This is a genomic window from Providencia sp. R33, from assembly GCF_019343475.1.
Taxonomy (GTDB): domain Bacteria; phylum Pseudomonadota; class Gammaproteobacteria; order Enterobacterales; family Enterobacteriaceae; genus Providencia.
The window spans coordinates 1,875,803-1,893,840 of record NZ_CP072453.1 but is presented as its reverse complement, the minus strand read 5'-3'; the positions used below and the strand labels follow the sequence as shown (position 1 = coordinate 1,893,840).

Below are 18,038 nucleotides of genomic sequence, written 5' to 3'. Positions count from 1 at the left end.
GGCAGGGTGAGTTGACAGTTTTTGCTCACCTTGCAGTATTATTTCTTAATATTACGATTTATCCCTCCTAAAATGAATGAAAAACAGTCTAAAGTTGTTGTTTTATTCGGGCAAACTTGTCTGGGTTACAGTGTGTCAACAATTTGTGACACAAACACTGTCTTCTCACCGCAATTAACGTTAAAATACGCCCATTAAATCGACTTCATTAATAAGGTTTTCCTCCATGCGCCTCGAAGTGACTTGCCAAGACCGAATTGGTTTAACGCGTGAATTGCTGGATCTTTTAGTTCTGCAAAATATTGATCTTAAAGGGATTGAAATATCCCCACAGCGTCGCATCTACCTTAATTTTACCCCTGTCGATTTTCAAGTATTTAGCTCTTTGATGGCTGAAATACGTCGAATTAATGGCGTAATTGATGTGCGCCGTATCTTTTTTATGCCATCAGAGCGTGAACACAAAGCAGTATGGGCATTACTGAATTCATTCCCTGAAGCTGTTTTATCCATTGATAATAAGCTAAATATTGAATTGGTTAACCCAATGACACTGCAATTATTTGGCTATGATGAAGCAAAGATACGGGAAAAAACGTTTGCTCAATTAGTTGGAAACAGTGGGTTAGTACGTTGGTTTGAGCGTGAATCCCCTGAGCTATACAGTGAAAAAGTGGTGATCAAAGGCCAAGATTATTTGATGCAGGTCACCCCGATTATTTTAGCTGATGAAACAGGCAAATCACATTGCACAGGTGCTGTTTTACTGCTCAAGTCGGCGGCGGTTTTGGATAAGCAACGTCAGCAAGTGACTGAGGTGGATAATAGCGGGTTTGAGCAAATCATCGCGGTTAGCCCTATGATGTCGAATGTGGTTGAGCGTGCAAAACGCATTGCAATGCTGGATGAACCGTTGCTATTGGTAGGTGAAACGGGAACGGGGAAAGATATTTTAGCCAAAGCGTGCCATTTACACAGTACAAGGGGCAAAGAGCCATTCTTAGGCTTAAACTGTGCCTCAATGCCTGATGATGTGGTTGAAAGTGAGTTATTTGGCTACGCTGCAGGGGCATACCCAAATGCGGTTGAAGGGAAAAAAGGATTTTTTGAACAAGCCAATGGTGGAACAGTATTACTAGATGAAATTGCCGAGATGTCACCACAAATGCAGATTAAGTTACTTCGTTTTTTAAATGATGGGACTTTTAGACGTGTTGGTGAAGAACGTGAAGTGAAAGTGAATGTGCGGGTTATTTGTGCCACACAGAAAAATCTCCCTGCGCTGGTTGCAGAAAAAAAATTCAGGGAAGATCTTTATTATCGCTTAAACGTATTAACTCTGACTATCCCCCCTCTGCGTGACCGAAAAGAAGACCTCCTACCATTAACGAAAACGTTTGTTGCCAGCTTCTCTAAAGAATTACATATCGCCGAACCGAAATTATCACCGTCATTAATTGAATATTTAAGTAGCTATTACTGGCCTGGAAATGTTCGCCAATTAAGGAATGTGTTATATCAAGGGTTAACACAACTTGAAGGCAACACTTTAGATACAGATAATATCCAATTGCCAGATGTGGTAAATGCGCCTACGCTTGCTTTAGATTCACTAAATGGTTCTCTGGATGAAATAACCAAACGCTATGAAGCGTCGGTGCTTTCGCGTTTATATCGTGATTATCCGAGCACGCGAAAATTAGCAAAACGTTTGGATATTTCGCATACGGCAATAGCCAATAAACTCCGAGAATATGGTCTTAATGCAAAAAAAGAGCAAGATTAAATAAAATGAATAAACGTTTAATGTTTACATTTGCAGCAGTCCTGTTTGGTGCGAGTGCTTTTAGTCAGGCAGATACAACCATCCCAAACGACGGGTTGAATAAATATTGCCAAGATGAAAACCAAACTATGGATGAAATCTATGAAAATGGAGCTCTGACTAAATGTTATTTTATGGGTAGCACTTTATCTGAGGCGTATAAACACTACCGTAGTGGGTTAACTGAAGATGGCCCGCTATTTTTAGCTGAAAAATTAGTCATCAAGAAAAATATGGCAATGCCTTGTCCAGTAGAAGGCTGTATTGCAATTAATTACCGTTGGGATGGCGATAAAAAATTAAATATTGTTCAGGAATTTGAGGGTGGAGAAACACACCTACAATTCACGCAAGAGAATAAAGGCACTGTGTTAGAAATAACTCAGCATATGGATTAATCATTTTCTGCAATAGCACAACAATGAATAAGCCGAAAAGGGCAAGTCATCTATTTTAAACCCTTTTCGACCTATCTTTGCAGTTTATCTATTCTTAACACCTTTCTATCTGAGTAAACATTAAGCAATTTGCTTGATTGTTTCCTGTTTTTCCTGCTATATAACATAGACAGCTGCTGCATTAGGTACTTATCATTATTTAATGAGGTTAAGCCTACAGGGGGTTGCCATGGATCAATTCACGATTAATTTTGTTGTTAATATTAAGCTACGCGAATATATGGACCAATGTCATTATAAGAATGATATGTTTGAGTCAGCGGCGTCAGCAGCAGAGCTTTATTTAATGAATAAAGCGGCGGTTAAATACTTAACGAAGAAAAATCGTTTTACGTGGGAAGCGTTGGTCAAAAATGGGCGCAAGCCTCGTGATTTAATCATTGATATTCTGACGTCTTGCTGCCCAGTTACGCAGGATCAAGCGCTAAAAATTTTAAGTACGTTATCTCATACATTGATTAGTTACATGAAAGGTAATCAATTATTTATCAATGTTGTTAATGCTAAAAATCATTACCCTCTTTATTGGGCGTATGTTGATTAATATGAAAACAATTTAAAAATAGGCTTAAGCCTTAAAATATAAAAAAGCAAAAAGCAAAAAGCGGGAGAGTATCCCGCTTTTTTATTAGAGCCCCAATAACCCAATAAGCTTATTTCAGGCTGTTTAATGCGCTATCGTAGTCAGGTTCTTCAGTGATTTCAGGAACTAATTGGCTATAAATGACTTGGTCATTTTCATCCAACACAACAACCGAGCGAGCGGTTAAGCCTTTTAATGGGCCACTTGCAATCGCCACACCATAATCATCAGCGAAAGACGGGCTGCGGAAAGTGGATAATGTGACAACATTATCAAGGCCTTCAGCACCACAAAAACGTGCTTGAGCGAAAGGTAAGTCAGCAGAAACACACAGAACAACGGTGTTATCAAGGTCGTTTGCAAGCTGGTTGAATTTACGAACAGAGGCTGCACAAACACCAGTGTCAACACTTGGGAAAATATTTAATACTTTACGTTTACCGACATACGTTTCTAATGTGGCTTCGCTAAGATCTTTTGCGACTAACGTAAAAGGTTTTGCTTTCGTACCAGATTGTAAGAAAACACCATTAACTGCGATATCATTGCCTTTTAATTTAACTGTTTGCGACATGAATTTTTCTCCCGTTTATAAGTTGTATCAGTGCTAATTTAGCCTGTTTTTTAAGGAAAATCTTTGCGATAAAAGGTTTTCATCAGGCTAAGTTAGACCTTTTGAGTTTTACATTCTATGGATGACCAAAACAAACTGTATACCAAAAAACCTAACTGTATACCTTAACGTACAAGCGGCACAAGGACGTTACTTGTATGGCTGATTAGTTTTTCACAGTCAGTGATTATATAACTGATAATCACGAGTAGAGTTTACGTTTTTTATTATATTGTCTTTTAAAATACACTATTGAGTGTAACAAAAGTAAGGCTATAAGTATCGGTTTCTTTAACAATCATCAGTTTATCAGAGGAGTTATCAGGGATGCATGAATGTTTTAGAGGGCTATAACAATTAGGGCAAGCCAACTATTGAAAATTCGTACCAAAGGTTAATTTGTTACTCCGGCGCTATATTCATAAATTAAACAGGATGTATGGATTTTTAAAACATGAAAGCATATGATGCGAAAAGGAAAATATCTTACTCTGTATGGATGTAACCACGATAAATTCGGTAGTGCTGTTAATGTGTTAGTCTTTTTTCAATACTGTGTCGCTAGATATTTAGCTGATTTCGTTTATATTAACAAGATAGAAAATAACATGCATAAACCTTCATTCTCTCCTTTAGCTATATTATTCACTTCATTTTTTCTTGCTACACCAGCTATTAGTGCAATTATTCCTGCTGGGGTTATTTTAGCCGAAAATCAAACAGTAACTCGGCATTTGAAAGATGAGCCAGCGTCATTAGATCCCATTAAATCAGTCGGGTTGACCGAAGCACAAGTCATGCGTGATTTATTCGAAGGCTTAGTGAATCAAGATAGCCATGGAAAACCTGTTCCTGGCGTTGCGCTCAAATGGGATACCGTAGATAACCGTGTTTGGACATTTACACTTAGGCCAGATGCACGTTGGTCCAATGGAGAGCCTGTCACCGCAAGTGACTTTGTTTATAGTTGGCAGCGTTTGGTTGCACCTGCAAATACATCACCGTTTGCATGGTTTGCTGCACTTGCCGGAATTAATAATGCGCAAGATATTATTGATGGCAAGTTGCCCGTGGAGCAATTAGGTGTGGAAGCGGTTGATGAACACACATTAAAAATAACATTGAATAAACCCGTGCCATATTTTCCCTCTTTAGCTGCAAATTTTAGTTTGTATCCAGTTCATCGTGGAACGATAGAAAAATTAGGAGCGGATTGGATAAAAGTAGGGAATTTAGTTGGAAATGGCGCTTTTACGTTAGCTGACCGTGTTGTGAATGAAAAAATTGTTTTAACACCGAACCCGTATTATTGGGATCATAAAAATACAGTGATTACTCAAGTCACATTTATTCCTATTAACCAAGAATCTCATGCGACAAACCGTTATTTAGCTGGGGATTTAGACATTACTGAATCCTTCCCGAAACAGCGCTATCAAAAGTTATTGCAAGATATTCCTAATGAGGTTTTCACACCAGACCAATTAGGAACCTATTACTACGCATTTAATACGCAACGTGCGCCAACGAACGATGTGAGGGTGAGAAAGGCATTATCGATGGCAATTGATCGCCAATTAATTGCCAGTAAAGTATTAGGCACTGGTGAAAAACCTGCTTATTACTTCACTCCTGATGTGACAGATGGCTTTAAACCTGAAAAAGGGCTTTATAACAGCTATTCACAAAAAGAATTAGATCAACAAGCGAAAACATTATTACAAGAAGCAGGTTTTGGGCCAAATCACCCATTAGAGCTTACCTTATTATATAACAGTTCAGAAAATCACCAAAAAATTGCTATCGCTATTGCATCAATGTGGAAGAAAAAATTAGGTGTGAATGTTAAGTTAGTGAACCAAGAATGGAAAACATACATCGATAGCCGCAATACAGGGGATTTTGATGTTATTCGTGCATCTTGGATTGGTGATTTTAATGAGCCTTCAACATTTTTATCACTGTTAACATCACAACATAGTGGCAATATTCCGAAGTTTAATAGCCAGCAATATGACCAAGTTATGGCATCTGCAAGTATTGAAACAAATGCACAATTGCGAAATCGTTATTACAATAGTGCAGAGGCTATTTTGGCAAAAGAAGCGCCAATTGCGCCTATTTACCAATATACCAATGCACGATTAATTAAACCTTGGCTTAAAGGCTATCCAATTGAAAACCCAGAAGATGTAGCGTATAGCCATAGTTTCTACATTATTAAGCATTAAGTGAAAGTATTCGATATAACTTGCGGTCTGTACTGTGTATAGGCCGTTTTTTATTGTGGATATTGAAAAAAACTCCTTCCACTGGAGAATGGGAAGGAGGACCAAAAAGGAATAAACACTACCTTTTTATGATAAAAAATTTATAAGTAAGTTTATTGCTCGTTTGTGTCAAATTAGTGATGTTTTTTAACAAAAATGGCTATCTGTTTTTATTAAAGCTTATTGGATTATTTTTTTGTATCTTATTGATCTCATTAGTTAGCTGCGAATAACTATGAATAGATACGTAAAGCGTATGATCAAACATTTCGTTGAAATCATTGCAATATTTCCTCTATTCTATTAAAAATAACTTATTATTTATAAAAGGGAGATATTGCATGGCGTTGGTTTATGGTTCGTTATTTGAAAACTCAAATCCAGTACATGCATTTCAATTAAATGGAGACGGGGGGTTACTCCCGATTGACGTTAATGCGAGTGCAACACAACAATCTCCATTTTGGTTTCATTTTGATTATAAAGACCCGCAAAGTTTTAATTGGATCCAACAGTCTGAGTTATTTAATGACCAAGTTAAATCAGCGTTATCAGGGCAATCAGGGCGCTGGCGGTTGATTCGAGTTGGTGATGGTATTTTATTGACACTACAAACTTTAAATACCAATGCAGGACAACGTCCAGAGCAACTTGTCGCATTTCGTGTATTCATTAATAACCGTATTATTATTTCAAGCCGTCACCGTAAAGTGAATTCATTAGACACTGTTATTGATGATCTGAAAGAAGGTGTCGGAGCGCAAAGTACAGGCGACTGGCTTGTTGAAGTGGCTGATTCGATTACAGATGAAATTAGTGATTTCACTGACTCTTTGCATGAGCGCTTAATTGAAATTGAAGATGTCATATTAAATGGCGAAATTCCTGAACGTGGTGAACTAGCTTTATTACGTAAGCAGATAATTGTTGTTCGCCGTTACATGGCACCCCAAAGAGATATGTTATCCCGTTTAACCACAGAAAAATTACTTTGGTTGGATGACATTGACCGTCGTAGGATTCAGGAAGTTTCGGACAGATTAGGCCGTTGCATTGAAGATTTAGATGGCTTTATTGCGCGTACCGCAATTATTTCTGATGAAATCACTAATATGATGACTGAAATGATGAATCGCCGTATTTATACGATGTCGTTAATGGCGATGATTTTTTTACCGACTACTTTTTTGACAGGATTATTTGGTGTCAACTTAGGCGGGATCCCTGGCAATGAATTTCGTTTTGCCTTTAGTGTATTTTGTGTATTACTTGCAGTATTAATCGGAACGGTACTGTGGTGGCTACGAAAAAGCCGCTGGCTCTAAATTCGATGACTTATTTTGTATAACCAGACCTAGTTTGAGATAAATCAATAAAACTAATGGAGTTTTAGGGCACTATTACTCCCGCAGGTGAATGCAACGTTGAGCGATGAACGTTGTGCTCCATAATTGTAGTTTTTCTCATATTGAGTTCTTATACAGAATAATTGACCACTGTAATGCCGATGTAATTTACATCGGCTTTTTTTTTGCTTAAAATCTGATAGCAAAAAATAACCTCCAGTCAGGAGGTTATTTAAACGTTTATTTCACTTCGACAATATCTAAGCGCTGCGCAGTAAAATCGGGAGCATCATCTTCATCAATGAATGGTTGCGTTGGCATCTCTTCTCTATCAAAAGCTAAATCACCACCACCAATGACGTCATCACCATGAGAAATATTTTTGAAATCAAAAAGTTCAGTGTCACATAAATGAGAAGGAACAACATTTTGTGTTGCACGGAACATAGTTTCAATTCTGCCTGGATAGCGCTTATCCCAATCACGTAGCATTTCTTTAATCACTTGGCGTTGTAAATTCGGCTGTGAACCACACAGATTGCAAGGAATTATTGGAAATTCTTTTGCTTGCGCAAAACGTTCAATATCTTTTTCACGACAATAAGCTAGAGGGCGGATAACAATATGCTTTCCATCATCACTCATCAGTTTTGGTGGCATGCCTTTTAATTTACCGCCATAAAACATATTTAAAAACATGGTTTGTAAAATATCATCACGATGATGGCCTAACGCAATTTTTGTTGCGCCTAACTCCGTTGCTGTACGGTATAGAATACCGCGACGTAAACGTGAGCATAAAGAACAAGTTGTCTTTCCTTCAGGAATTTTGTCTTTCACAATACCGTAAGTATTTTCTTCAACAATTTTATATTCAACGCCTAAATTATCGAGATAAGCCGGCAGAATATGTTCAGGAAAACCAGGCTGTTTTTGGTCAAGGTTAACGGCGATTAACGAAAACTGGATTGGTGCGCTTTTTTGTAAGCTTTGCAAAATGGAAAGTAAAGTATAGCTGTCTTTCCCACCAGATAAGCAGACCATAATGCGGTCACCATCTTCAATCATATTGAAGTCAGCAATAGCTTGCCCAACATCACGGCGAATTCGTTTTTGCAATTTATTTAAGTTGTACTGCTCTTTATTGGTTGTCATTCTATAAGATTCTATTGCGGGTTGTCATTTATGTTGCTGATAGATAATGGTTTTATAAAGCTTAATTAATATTTTTATTGTTTGTTTATAAATCGCTATTAGCAAAAATCTGTGAAAAGAGGTTCATAATAACAGAATCGAGGGTAGGAGTGATACTTGTTAGTAAAAAGACATCTGGAACATACGAAACTCATTTAGCGAAAGGGTTATATATCGTGTTTATCTGATTGAATAAATTGGAGTTGGCATTTAAGCTGAAATAAAATGGAGGAGATATGCCAGCAACGAACCCTGTAGATCTTATTGCGTTGACACTCGCAAATACGATAAAAATGGTTGTTACCCCGGTCGATTATGCTTTTCAGAGTGGGGCGGTCGGGGATTTATTTTACATTAGTTGGTTTCTATTCAACTAGCTATAGATAAAATGATTGTCTGCAAGTACCGTCTAAAAAGGGGAAGCATATTGCTTCCCTTACTTGTCAGTATGATTGAATAGCGCTATTAAAATAGTTCAATTAATCCGCTAATTCATTACATAACGTCTGTAATTCATTCACAAAACGACCTACATGAAACCCATCACAAACAGCATGATGGACTTGAACTGAAAGAGGTAAGAGTATTTTGTCACCTTCACGATAGAATTTTCCCATTGTAAAAATAGGCGTGAAATTGCTAGCGGTATTGGCAATATTCAAATTAAAACTTTCAAATGAAACCCAAGGCAATGAAGAAATATAAAAAATATTTTCTGCCTGGTTTGGTTGAGGCGTTAGTTTGGCATCATCTTTATGTAGTGTTAACTGATGATGATAATTCCCCATAAAAGTCTGGATGTTATCGGAATACTCGCACCACAAAGATGAGAACGTCTCCGTTTGATTATGGAAAATAGTAAAACTCGGGTGTACTTTTTCCCATAAAATAAGCTCACCATCTTTTTTCGATAATTTAAATTCATCGTGTCTATTCACCAACGAAGAAAGTAAGTAAATCATCGTAGGATAAAAGCGATAGTCACGTAGTGATATAAAATTGACTAACGATGTTATGTCAATTTTGGCTGTTAGGCTGAACCCACAGTTTACGTGTTCACTATAAAGATGGTAGTGTTCTTTTCGTTGCCATTTTTCAACGTTAAACCGAATGTAACTCATTGTTTTCCCCTTCTAATAATAAAAAAATAACGTTATTAGAAGGGGTATTTTTCTGCTTTTGAAAACAACATAAATTGCCTCGCGATAGTCATGGATAATCTTATATTAATAATCCCATGAATATTGTCGAGAATAATATTAGTTACGTTATAAAAAGAGCATTTTTGACGCGAATCTTGCGTTTTAATTAATGTGGTTTAGTTTTACCTTTCTGAGTTTAGGTAAATGTTAAATAATAAGTTTAAATCAATGTTAAATATTTTAGAAAACAAAACAAGATGGTCAATAAATATTGATAATGAGCCATCTTCATACTTCAGATAAGTAGTTTCAGTTATAGAGACCTTTTTCGCCATTTCTTGAGGTGTTATTTGGCATTCTAAGCGTTTTTTCTTAATGAAATGCCCTAAAGCAATATTACCCGATTTTTTATTTGTCATAATGATTTTTCTAAAGTTAAATTTCATCCGATTATCATGGATAAAAATGAATATTCAATAGGAATAAATCTGTAAATCAAATAGACGGGAAAAATTGATAATAAAGGTATAAACCTTTGTAAGTAATAAAAAATCATAGATTAGTTTTTAAAAGATTTTGATTTTAATCATTTAATGAAGTTAAAATATATAAATATAGTTTTTTATTCTAAAGTTAGACTTGGATATTTGGCAGGGTTTATGAAAAAAAATGAAAAATATCAGATACTACCTTGATTTTTTTTATTTAAAGATAGTATCTTCACATTTTTATATTATATCGATAATGCAAGTTCGACTGCTTTTTCTGCATGAATGGCAGTGGTATCAAAAACTTTTACAGTTGTATCATTGGAGCCAACCAGTAGTGTGATTTCAGTACATCCTAAAATGATACCTTCAGCACCTTGTTGAACAAGTGATGCCATAATTCGTTGGTATTCTTTTTGGGATGAATTGTGGATTTTCCCTAGGCACAATTCATTATAAATAATGTCATGGATAATTTTTCTATCGTCACTATTTGGTATCAGTACATCTAATCCATATTGTTCCACTAATCTATCTTTATAAAAAGATTGCTCCATGGTAAATGCAGTACCCAATAAACCAATTTTTTTTAATCCAGCTTGAATAATACGTTCACCAGTGGCATCGGCGATATGTAGTAATGGAAGTTGTGCGTGAGTTTCAATTTCATTAGCAACCTTATGCATTGTATTAGTACATAGGACGAGAAAGTCTGCTCCAGCAAGTTTTAAGCGCTTTCCTGCATCTGCTAAACACTGAGCTGCAAGATCCCACTGGTCATGAGCTTGATAGTGTTCAATTTCAGCAAAATCAACGCTATAGAGCGAAATTTTAGCGGAATGTAGACCACCCAAATTTTGCTTGATTGATTCGTTTATTTGTTGGTAATAAAGTAATGTGGATTCCCAACTCATTCCACCAATTAAGCCGATTGTTTTCATTTGAAGACTCCGAGTAAATGATTTAGCTGAAGCCCTCACTATACTGACAACGCTTATATAAGCACAAGATAAGAGTATAAATGAATGAATAGCTAAAGTTATAAAGGTGTAAGTTATTAGTTGGTTTTATTTGAATATTTAGGTTAGGAAGTGTTTATTTATGAATTTAACATTAATAAATGTATGGTCATTAGTGGGTATAGAAGTAAAATTATATATTTAACTAACAAAGTATATGTTATTTACGTTTTTAATGATGGATTTTAAGCAATATACAGCTATTATCATGAATGAATATACATTATATCTACAATTAATGGCGAAAATAGAATGAATTTTTTTAAAGTGATCATCGCGATACTTATTTTTGGCGCTGCATTTTTGCTCGGCGCATTGTACATGAAGCCAACACAGATAAGTTTGGTTGAGCAAGTTAAAAAAAATGTAAATGATGTTCTTGCTTACCCACAAGCTGCAAAATTTAAAAATATTGAATACCATTTTTCTCGCTACACTGCGGATAATGGTAAGGTTGGTTATGTTTGTGGTGAAGTCTTCCGTTACAAAGCTGATAAACCAGACGGATATAAGCGCTTTATTGTAAAAGTATATAGCCATGATGATGAGTCACGACTGGATATTTCTATCCCTTTTGTTGACGGTGGCCATGAAATTCTATTACCAGAACAAGTTAATCAAATTTGGAATGAAAAGTGTTCTAGTCCTGCATCCCCATTAGAGTAATCGCAGATATCATTATTATATTTTGTTTCAAGGTGAAACTAATAAATTTAATTACCTTAAATAACATCAGATAGGTGCTATACTAGTAAAGTTACATTTTGTTTTATATTTGATGTGAAACAAAAAAATGCCCTTGTGGTCAACGATGACTATATTTTTGATATTCATGAAATTAATGAATTTAAATTGACTAGTATAAGGAGTCGATAATGGTTAGTAATAATAGTGCACGTCGTTTATTAGGAATGCCTTATAAGCAAAGTCGTTCTAGAAAAGATATTCGTGTATCAATAGGTTCACAAGATAATAAAACTGTCGCAGTTCAAAAAAATAAAGCGACAGAAAAGAAAACATACCATTCAGTTACAGTGTTTTACCCTGAATATGTTGTGAGTTAACTGCGTGTATGTAGCCCTCTAGAGCTTTCTAGAGGGTTAAATATGACTGAGAACTGTAAATTAAATTTCCATCCTCTTTATCCTTCCTCAAGATATTTTGATCACATTTTGTGATCGCCACTTTCAATTTTAGTTTCTTCAAAAATAAGTGATAGTCATAAATAATTTTAAACGATAACATTAGTATTCAACTAAAAATGTAGAATAGAATATTGGATGCTTTCGAATGAAGTCTCAATTTTTGCTTTGGTTTGTATTTTGTTTTTTCCTTTCAGGGTGCTCAACTCAACTCAAATCTGATGAAGAAACCAATCGTTTAAAATTTAGTATTCAACATGCAAATACTGTACCGATTAAAGATACTATAGAACCGTTAGCGGTATCAGATATGTTACCTGGCGATGTTCTACTATCATCCGCTACAGGATTGAATTCTTGGGGAATTCGTTTGTTTAGTATCAGTGGCGTAAGCCATGCCTCTATCTATTTAGGGAATGGGGAGGTTGCCGAGTCAGTAGGTAGTGGTGTTAGGATCATTACATTGCAGCAAGCGGTTAAAGATTCAAATAACATGGTGGTATTGAGGCAGGCAGGGTTAACTTCGCTTCATGCGGATAAGTTACGTGAGTTTTCAATCAGTAATGATGGCAATAAATATAACTATAAAGGCATTGTTATGATTGCGCCTTGGATGATAACTAAAAGGGTGTGTGAACTGCCATTAATCGGGGAAACAATACGTAATTTCTGTCTTAAAACACTTGCTACAGTTCAATTAGGTGATGATGTAGACCAAGCGAATGGTTTCTTTTGTTCGCAGTTTGTCCTCGATGCTTATAAATATGCAGGTATTCCACTATTTGAGGGAAACTCATCCTGGATAACCCCTGCGGATATATTGCATATGCGCACAGGTGATGTACCGACATTTATACCGACTCAGCGCTTAGTTTATGTCGGCCATTTAAAATCATGGAGCTTTAGTAGTGCAATACGTAAACAATAACAACATACTGAAAAATCAATAAAAAAAAAGGCCAACAATTAAGTTGGCCTGCTAAACTGGAAGCAATGTGAGCAATGTCGTTTGTGACAAACCTGAGTAATTTACTCAAGTATTCACGAGGTAAAAGATAACCATTCTCATTTAATAAATCAACCCCTTTTTTTGTATTGCTACTAATGGCTTTTTCGTGACCGAATTGCATTTTATTTCAAATAAAACAATGCATTATGTTTTTGTTTGCTACCTTCTCGAATTTTTTGACAAAAAAATTTTTTAAAAAATCATAATAATGAGATTATTCCCGTCTAGATAAATCACTTAAGGGCGAAATTAAGATGGGTAAATTAAAGATTGGAGTTATAGGTCTAGGAGGAATTGCGCAAAAAGCCTATTTGCCTATTTTAACCAAAGAAGAGAATTGGCAACTCGTTGGTGCATTCTCGCCAAATCAAGCAAAAGCAAAAGTCATTTGCGATAGTTATCGATTTCCCTTATTCAACAGCATTGATGCACTTGCCGCTCAATGTGATGCTATCTTTGTTCACAGTGCGACTTCGAGCCACTTTGAGGTGATACAACGCTTATTACAGGCTAATGTTCATGTTTATGTAGATAAACCGCTGACTGAACAGATTGCGCAATCTGAGCAATTGATTGAATTAGCACATAAACAGCGAAGAACCTTAATGGTTGGCTTTAATCGCCGGTTTTCCCCTTTCTATGCAGCGCTAAAACAAAATACACAACGTTTTGCTTCTATTCGTATGGACAAACACCGCACTCATAGTGTTGGGCCTAAAGATACAGCATACACATTGTATGATGATTACTTACATGTGGTTGATACAGTTCTTTGGCTCGGGGGTTTTGAGGCTGTTTTGAAAAGTGGAAATATTCTACAAACCAATAATGGTGAATTATTATACGCAGAACATCATTTACAGGCAGGTAGTTGCTGGCTAACAACCTCAATGCACCGTAAAGCCGGTAGCCAACAAGAACAAATTATTGCTGTCGCTGAAGATGCGCTGCACCAAATCACTAATATGAATCATTGGCGTAGTGAAACCGCCGCAGGGATCAGTGAAAAACAACCTAGCAGCTGGGATTCTATTTTGGTACAACGTGGTTTTGATGGGGCTGTACGTCATTTTATCAACTCAGTAGCAAACCAGACGCCACCTGTCATTAGTGCAGAGCAGGGCATAATTGCTCAACGAATGGTTGAATCTATGCTGTTACAGTTACAAAATGGCTGAATTACACAAAGTTGCGTGCGTTAAAGGCGGGGATTTTATTCGCTATGGTTAATTGATTCGAAAATACATTATTGAGGTCACATCATGTTAGATTTACAAGATAGCTCGGATGTATTGTTTATTGCTGGATTTGGCCCAATAGTGGCTGATTTCGAAAAAAGCCAGCATTTTTATCTAGATGTTTTAGGACTGCCATTAAAACCGATAGAAAATGGTAGCCAATATTTAATTTGCGAGCCAGAACATCTTGATGGTGTTAAACATTTTGCACTTTGGCCGCTAACTCAAGCCGCGCAATCGTGTTTTAACAAAGATCAATGGCCTGCAGATACTCCTATTCCGCAAAGTTGGATGGAGTTTGAGGTTTCAGATATTGAAAAAGTGACCCAAACTTGTCAAGAACAGGGTTATGAATTGCTGGTAAATAACCAGATGGAACCATGGGGGCAAACGGTGACTCGCTTATTAAGCCCAGAAGGAATGCTAGTGGGTTTAACGGTCACACCATGGTTAAGGGAATAGTGTTTGAATTTGTCGCTGGAGATCTCATTTATCTTTTAGAATAAGAGACATTTATGAGTAATTGTTTATAATTTTGTTGTAGAACTTAATTTTAACGACTATTTCTTAGGAGGGGTTATGTACAAAATGATTCTAGTCCCTGTTGATCTAACAGAAGAAGAGTTAACCAGCAGCGCCGTTCATTATGCGGTTAGCCTTGCAAAAGAATCTGGCGCTAAAGTTCATTTAATTCATGTTTTACCTATTTCTTCCGCCATTATTAATGCTTATGCTTTGGGTTACATGGAAATAAAAGATCGTGCGACGGTAAAAGCGGAAGAAGACATGAAAATGTTGATGGATACAATTGACTTACCTCATGAAGATGTCAGTTATACCATTACCTTTGGCTCGCCACGTGATGAAGTCAATAATACTGCCAAAGACATTAGTGCCGATATTATTGTGGTTGGTTCTCGCCGCCCTAACATTACCACTCATCTGTTAGGCTCAACAGCAGCGGGTATTGTCCGCTACGCTGAAACATCAGTACTTGTTGTTCGTTAATAAATAGAAAAGGAGCCTACAAGTGTTGTAGGTTCTTTTTTATTTATATTGATTAAGTTATAGAGGTAACGGCGTTTAATTTTATATTTGATCAATTTAGCTAATAATAAGGTTCCGCTAGGTTTATATGGAAAAATTTTCGAAAGAATTACTGCGTATTGAGCATTTTATTCTCAGAGTAATACGTTTTTATTTACTCGCTCTTTTGGTTTTTTTCCTTGGATTATTGCCAGGTATTATCGGTTTTTATTTTATTGAAGGGCACTCCATTATGGAATCAATGTTAAATGCACTTTCAATGTTGAGTGGGCAAGCTATTGAACCTGCACCGATAACACAGGGTGGTCGTTTTTTTATTGCGATTTATGGATTATTTTTGCAAAGCGTCTTTATTATCAGTATTGGGTTGCTTGTGACCCCATTTATTCATCGTATTTTGCACAAATGGCATTTAGAGGAATAAACTTTTTGCAGTAAAAGCAGGAAGCTTCACAGCTTTTTAAGTGTAGCAATACTATACTTTTAACTGCTTAATGATAATTATTCACCCGCAATACCTAGCAATCAAATTGTGAAAATGAACAAAAATGCGATTTGATAAGTAGGTTAAATACAATCAATGAGGGGCATCATATGTATAAAAAAATTTTGGTTCCCGTGGATATATCTGAAGATGTATTAACAGATAATGCATTAAAACATGCCGTTTATTTGGCGAAAATTTCGAATGCAACAATTCACTTATTTCATTCAGCTCCTGATATTTCAAGATTTTCAGTAAGTTATAGCTATCACTATGATATATTGTCTTCTTTTGCGAAAAAAGCGATTGAACACTCAGAAGAGCAGCTCAAAGCGATTATTGAAAAAATTGATTATCCCTCTGATAAGATCTCATATAAAGTCGAAATTGGCCCACCTAGAGATAAAGTATTGTCCGAAGCTAAGAATATCGGTGCAGATTTAATTGTAATAGGGTCTCGTAATCCGAGTATTTCAACGCATTTATTAGGTTCGAACGCATCTGGTATTGTTTCTTATGCAAAAATATCGGTACTTGTTGTACGATAGAATAAAAAACAGCCTGGTTACAGGCTGTTTTTTTGAATGTATAGAAGGTCAGTTTATTTTGTTTTAACCGCTTCTTTGGCTTGTTCAATTGCTTGTAACGCTTGGCTACAAGCTTGCTCTTGGGCATCATCTGGGTAGCTAGCTAAGGCTTTTTTTGCCTCTTCTAATTGGGACTTCATCAACGCAATTTGCTCTCCCGCGTTGGCTTCATCTTTATATTGTTCTTCAGCTTGTTTAACAAGTTCATTCATTTCTTTAAAGTAGGAATCACACGTTGCACCTGCATTCGCATTAAAGGTAACAGCGGCCACAAATAACCCACATGCAATCGGAAGAATTTTTTTCATCATATTTTCGCTTTCAAAAGTCACAATATAATCAGGATAACATTCCATATTAAAAAACGCACCATTCAACCTTTATTAATGTTTTAAGCGATAATAATTTTAGTCATATTGAGATTATTCCTGCGCAACAAACGGTTGAATAGCATATTTTGCAAAATACAAATGATAATCATTCTTGACTGCTCTTAAGTGTAAAATGTACAATCAAGTACACTTTAGTAAAGATCAGTGAGATTGTTATGCAGAATAAAATTATGGTGAACACTAACGATTGGCCTGTTTGCGTCATGAATGCATTCCCATCCTCAATGGACGAAACGCGTTTATGGTTAGAGGAAATGGATTTACTTCTTGCGCGAAGGGAACAATTTAGCTTGGTATATCCACCGATTACCCCGAAAGAGAAACCATCTGCAGAAGATATCGAGGGTATGAAATATGTGCGTCGTTGGTTAAAGCATGCCAAAGAATCGATGGAGAAACATTGCCGTGCGATGGTCGTGACATTACTGCCAGATGGAAGTGATAAGGAAGAAAAAGAGCGCCTAGCACCGATGCTATCTGCGTTATATGGCCCAGAGGTGCTATTGGCTAAAGATATCCATACCGCGAAAGCACAAGCTCAAGCTATTTTAGTCTAAAGGGCAGGCTAAGCGCTTATTTTACGAATATAACTGGCGATGATATCAACAGAGAGCGCAATTTGCTGGTTGATAAATTCATCGCTGGGTTTGAAATTTTCGACACAAAACGTGGTGATGAACACATCGGCTTTGAGCATTTCCAAAAACCGTGATGAAATACTTAACAATGTTTTTTCATCGACGTTAACGTCCGGCAATGCAAGGAGTTTTTGGGTTAATAAGCGGTAGCTTTTTACAGGGCCTTGTTCGAAAAAGGCTTGGCTGATTTCAGGGAAGCGGTTGTACTCCCCGAGGATCAATCGGTATAAACTGATTGATTGTGGTTTAAGCACACTAAGTAAGAAGCGCGATCCATAAAAAGCCAGTACAGATTCAATGGTATTGAAATGATGAGTTTCTTCATCGGATTCTGAAAAAATTTCATCAATCATATCAGCAATAACCGCAGCAAATAACCCTTCTTTATCCCCAAAGTTTTTATAAAGTGTAGAACGAGACCCTCCTGCACGCTCAATCACCATGTCCAATGTTGCACCTTCGAAACCATATTGAAGAAATACATCCGCGGCTGCAGCAATAATGGCTTGATGGCGGCGTCGACCTTTTGGTGTTTTGGCGGCGAGTGAACTATTCATGAATGA

At 36.5% G+C, this 18,038-nt stretch carries 21 protein-coding genes; 14 read left to right on the top strand and 7 right to left on the bottom strand.

Features of this window, described 5'->3' with window-relative positions; genetic code table 11:
• Positions 1–226: 226 nt before the first annotated feature.
• From tyrR to J6836_RS08895, 3 genes are all read left to right on the top strand, one after another.
• Complete coding sequence (gene tyrR, locus J6836_RS08905) at positions 227–1,786, top strand: transcriptional regulator TyrR (RefSeq protein WP_219248630.1); 1,560 nt, start codon at positions 227–229, stop codon at positions 1,784–1,786.
• A 5-nt stretch (positions 1,787–1,791) separates the two neighbouring features.
• Positions 1,792–2,223: a hypothetical protein gene (locus J6836_RS08900; protein WP_219248628.1), complete on the top strand. Its 432-nt coding sequence runs from the start codon at positions 1,792–1,794 to the stop codon at positions 2,221–2,223.
• 229 nt (positions 2,224–2,452) lie between these two features.
• Complete coding sequence (locus J6836_RS08895) at positions 2,453–2,827, top strand: ATP-binding protein (protein ID WP_219248626.1); 375 nt, start codon at positions 2,453–2,455, stop codon at positions 2,825–2,827.
• 109 nt (positions 2,828–2,936) lie between these two features.
• Here the strand turns inward: J6836_RS08895 and tpx are convergent, their stop codons facing one another.
• Positions 2,937–3,440 (bottom strand): thiol peroxidase, encoded by a 504-nt coding sequence (gene tpx / locus J6836_RS08890; protein ID WP_219248624.1) that lies wholly within the window; start codon positions 3,438–3,440, stop codon positions 2,937–2,939.
• Between the two features lie 647 nt (positions 3,441–4,087).
• Here tpx and J6836_RS08885 point away from each other — a divergent pair.
• Both J6836_RS08885 and zntB read left to right on the top strand, forming a co-directional pair.
• The gene (locus J6836_RS08885) at positions 4,088–5,710 is read left to right on the top strand and encodes a peptide ABC transporter substrate-binding protein (RefSeq protein ID WP_219248622.1); all 1,623 of its coding nucleotides are present in this window, start codon (positions 4,088–4,090) and stop codon (positions 5,708–5,710) included.
• Positions 5,711–6,090: 380 nt separating this feature from the next.
• Positions 6,091–7,074: a zinc transporter ZntB gene (zntB, locus tag J6836_RS08880; protein WP_219248620.1), complete on the top strand. Its 984-nt coding sequence runs from the start codon at positions 6,091–6,093 to the stop codon at positions 7,072–7,074.
• A 261-nt stretch (positions 7,075–7,335) separates the two neighbouring features.
• Here zntB and ttcA read toward each other — a convergent pair whose 3' ends face one another.
• The 4 genes from ttcA to J6836_RS08860 all read right to left on the bottom strand — a co-directional run bounded on the left by ttcA (position 7,336) and on the right by J6836_RS08860 (position 10,860).
• A complete protein-coding gene (gene ttcA / locus J6836_RS08875; RefSeq protein ID WP_219248618.1) occupies positions 7,336–8,250 on the bottom strand; it encodes a tRNA 2-thiocytidine(32) synthetase TtcA in 915 nt (304 codons plus the stop codon).
• A gap of 518 nt (positions 8,251–8,768) precedes the next feature.
• Complete coding sequence (catA, locus tag J6836_RS08870; protein WP_219248616.1) at positions 8,769–9,410, bottom strand: type A chloramphenicol O-acetyltransferase; 642 nt, start codon at positions 9,408–9,410, stop codon at positions 8,769–8,771.
• Positions 9,411–9,613: 203 nt separating this feature from the next.
• Positions 9,614–9,850, bottom strand: a complete 237-nt coding sequence (locus J6836_RS08865) for a helix-turn-helix domain-containing protein (protein WP_219248614.1) — start codon at positions 9,848–9,850, stop codon at positions 9,614–9,616.
• A gap of 314 nt (positions 9,851–10,164) precedes the next feature.
• Positions 10,165–10,860 (bottom strand): aspartate/glutamate racemase family protein, encoded by a 696-nt coding sequence (locus J6836_RS08860; protein WP_219248612.1) that lies wholly within the window; start codon positions 10,858–10,860, stop codon positions 10,165–10,167.
• Positions 10,861–11,190: 330 nt separating this feature from the next.
• On the opposite strand from J6836_RS08860, the gene J6836_RS08855 reads away from it, so the two are divergent.
• The 8 genes from J6836_RS08855 to J6836_RS08820 all read left to right on the top strand — a co-directional run bounded on the left by J6836_RS08855 (position 11,191) and on the right by J6836_RS08820 (position 16,406).
• Positions 11,191–11,604, top strand: a complete 414-nt coding sequence (locus tag J6836_RS08855) for a hypothetical protein (RefSeq protein ID WP_219248610.1) — start codon at positions 11,191–11,193, stop codon at positions 11,602–11,604.
• Between the two features lie 209 nt (positions 11,605–11,813).
• The gene (gene sra / locus J6836_RS08850) at positions 11,814–12,002 is read left to right on the top strand and encodes a stationary-phase-induced ribosome-associated protein (RefSeq protein WP_219248607.1); all 189 of its coding nucleotides are present in this window, start codon (positions 11,814–11,816) and stop codon (positions 12,000–12,002) included.
• A gap of 226 nt (positions 12,003–12,228) precedes the next feature.
• Entirely contained in the window at positions 12,229–13,008 is a 780-nt protein-coding gene (locus J6836_RS08845) for a YaeF family permuted papain-like enzyme (RefSeq protein ID WP_219248605.1), read from the top strand.
• Positions 13,009–13,343: 335 nt separating this feature from the next.
• Positions 13,344–14,267 (top strand): Gfo/Idh/MocA family protein, encoded by a 924-nt coding sequence (locus J6836_RS08840; protein WP_219248603.1) that lies wholly within the window; start codon positions 13,344–13,346, stop codon positions 14,265–14,267.
• 84 nt (positions 14,268–14,351) lie between these two features.
• The gene (locus tag J6836_RS08835) at positions 14,352–14,789 is read left to right on the top strand and encodes a VOC family protein (protein ID WP_219248601.1); all 438 of its coding nucleotides are present in this window, start codon (positions 14,352–14,354) and stop codon (positions 14,787–14,789) included.
• A gap of 117 nt (positions 14,790–14,906) precedes the next feature.
• A complete protein-coding gene (locus J6836_RS08830; protein ID WP_219248599.1) occupies positions 14,907–15,335 on the top strand; it encodes a universal stress protein in 429 nt (142 codons plus the stop codon).
• Positions 15,336–15,462: 127 nt separating this feature from the next.
• A complete protein-coding gene (locus J6836_RS08825; protein WP_219248597.1) occupies positions 15,463–15,798 on the top strand; it encodes a hypothetical protein in 336 nt (111 codons plus the stop codon).
• A gap of 170 nt (positions 15,799–15,968) precedes the next feature.
• Positions 15,969–16,406, top strand: coding sequence for a universal stress protein (locus tag J6836_RS08820; RefSeq protein WP_219248595.1), 438 nt, complete (start codon positions 15,969–15,971; stop codon positions 16,404–16,406).
• Positions 16,407–16,459: 53 nt separating this feature from the next.
• Here J6836_RS08820 and J6836_RS08815 read toward each other — a convergent pair whose 3' ends face one another.
• Complete coding sequence (locus J6836_RS08815) at positions 16,460–16,753, bottom strand: DUF5339 family protein (protein WP_219249454.1); 294 nt, start codon at positions 16,751–16,753, stop codon at positions 16,460–16,462.
• Positions 16,754–16,992: 239 nt separating this feature from the next.
• Here J6836_RS08815 and J6836_RS08810 point away from each other — a divergent pair, with 239 nt between their 5' ends.
• Positions 16,993–17,394: a hypothetical protein gene (locus J6836_RS08810; RefSeq protein WP_219248594.1), complete on the top strand. Its 402-nt coding sequence runs from the start codon at positions 16,993–16,995 to the stop codon at positions 17,392–17,394.
• An 8-nt stretch (positions 17,395–17,402) separates the two neighbouring features.
• On the opposite strand, the gene J6836_RS08805 is transcribed toward J6836_RS08810, so the two are convergent.
• Positions 17,403–18,032 (bottom strand): TetR/AcrR family transcriptional regulator, encoded by a 630-nt coding sequence (locus J6836_RS08805; RefSeq protein ID WP_219248592.1) that lies wholly within the window; start codon positions 18,030–18,032, stop codon positions 17,403–17,405.
• Between the last annotated feature and the right edge of the window lie 6 nt (positions 18,033–18,038).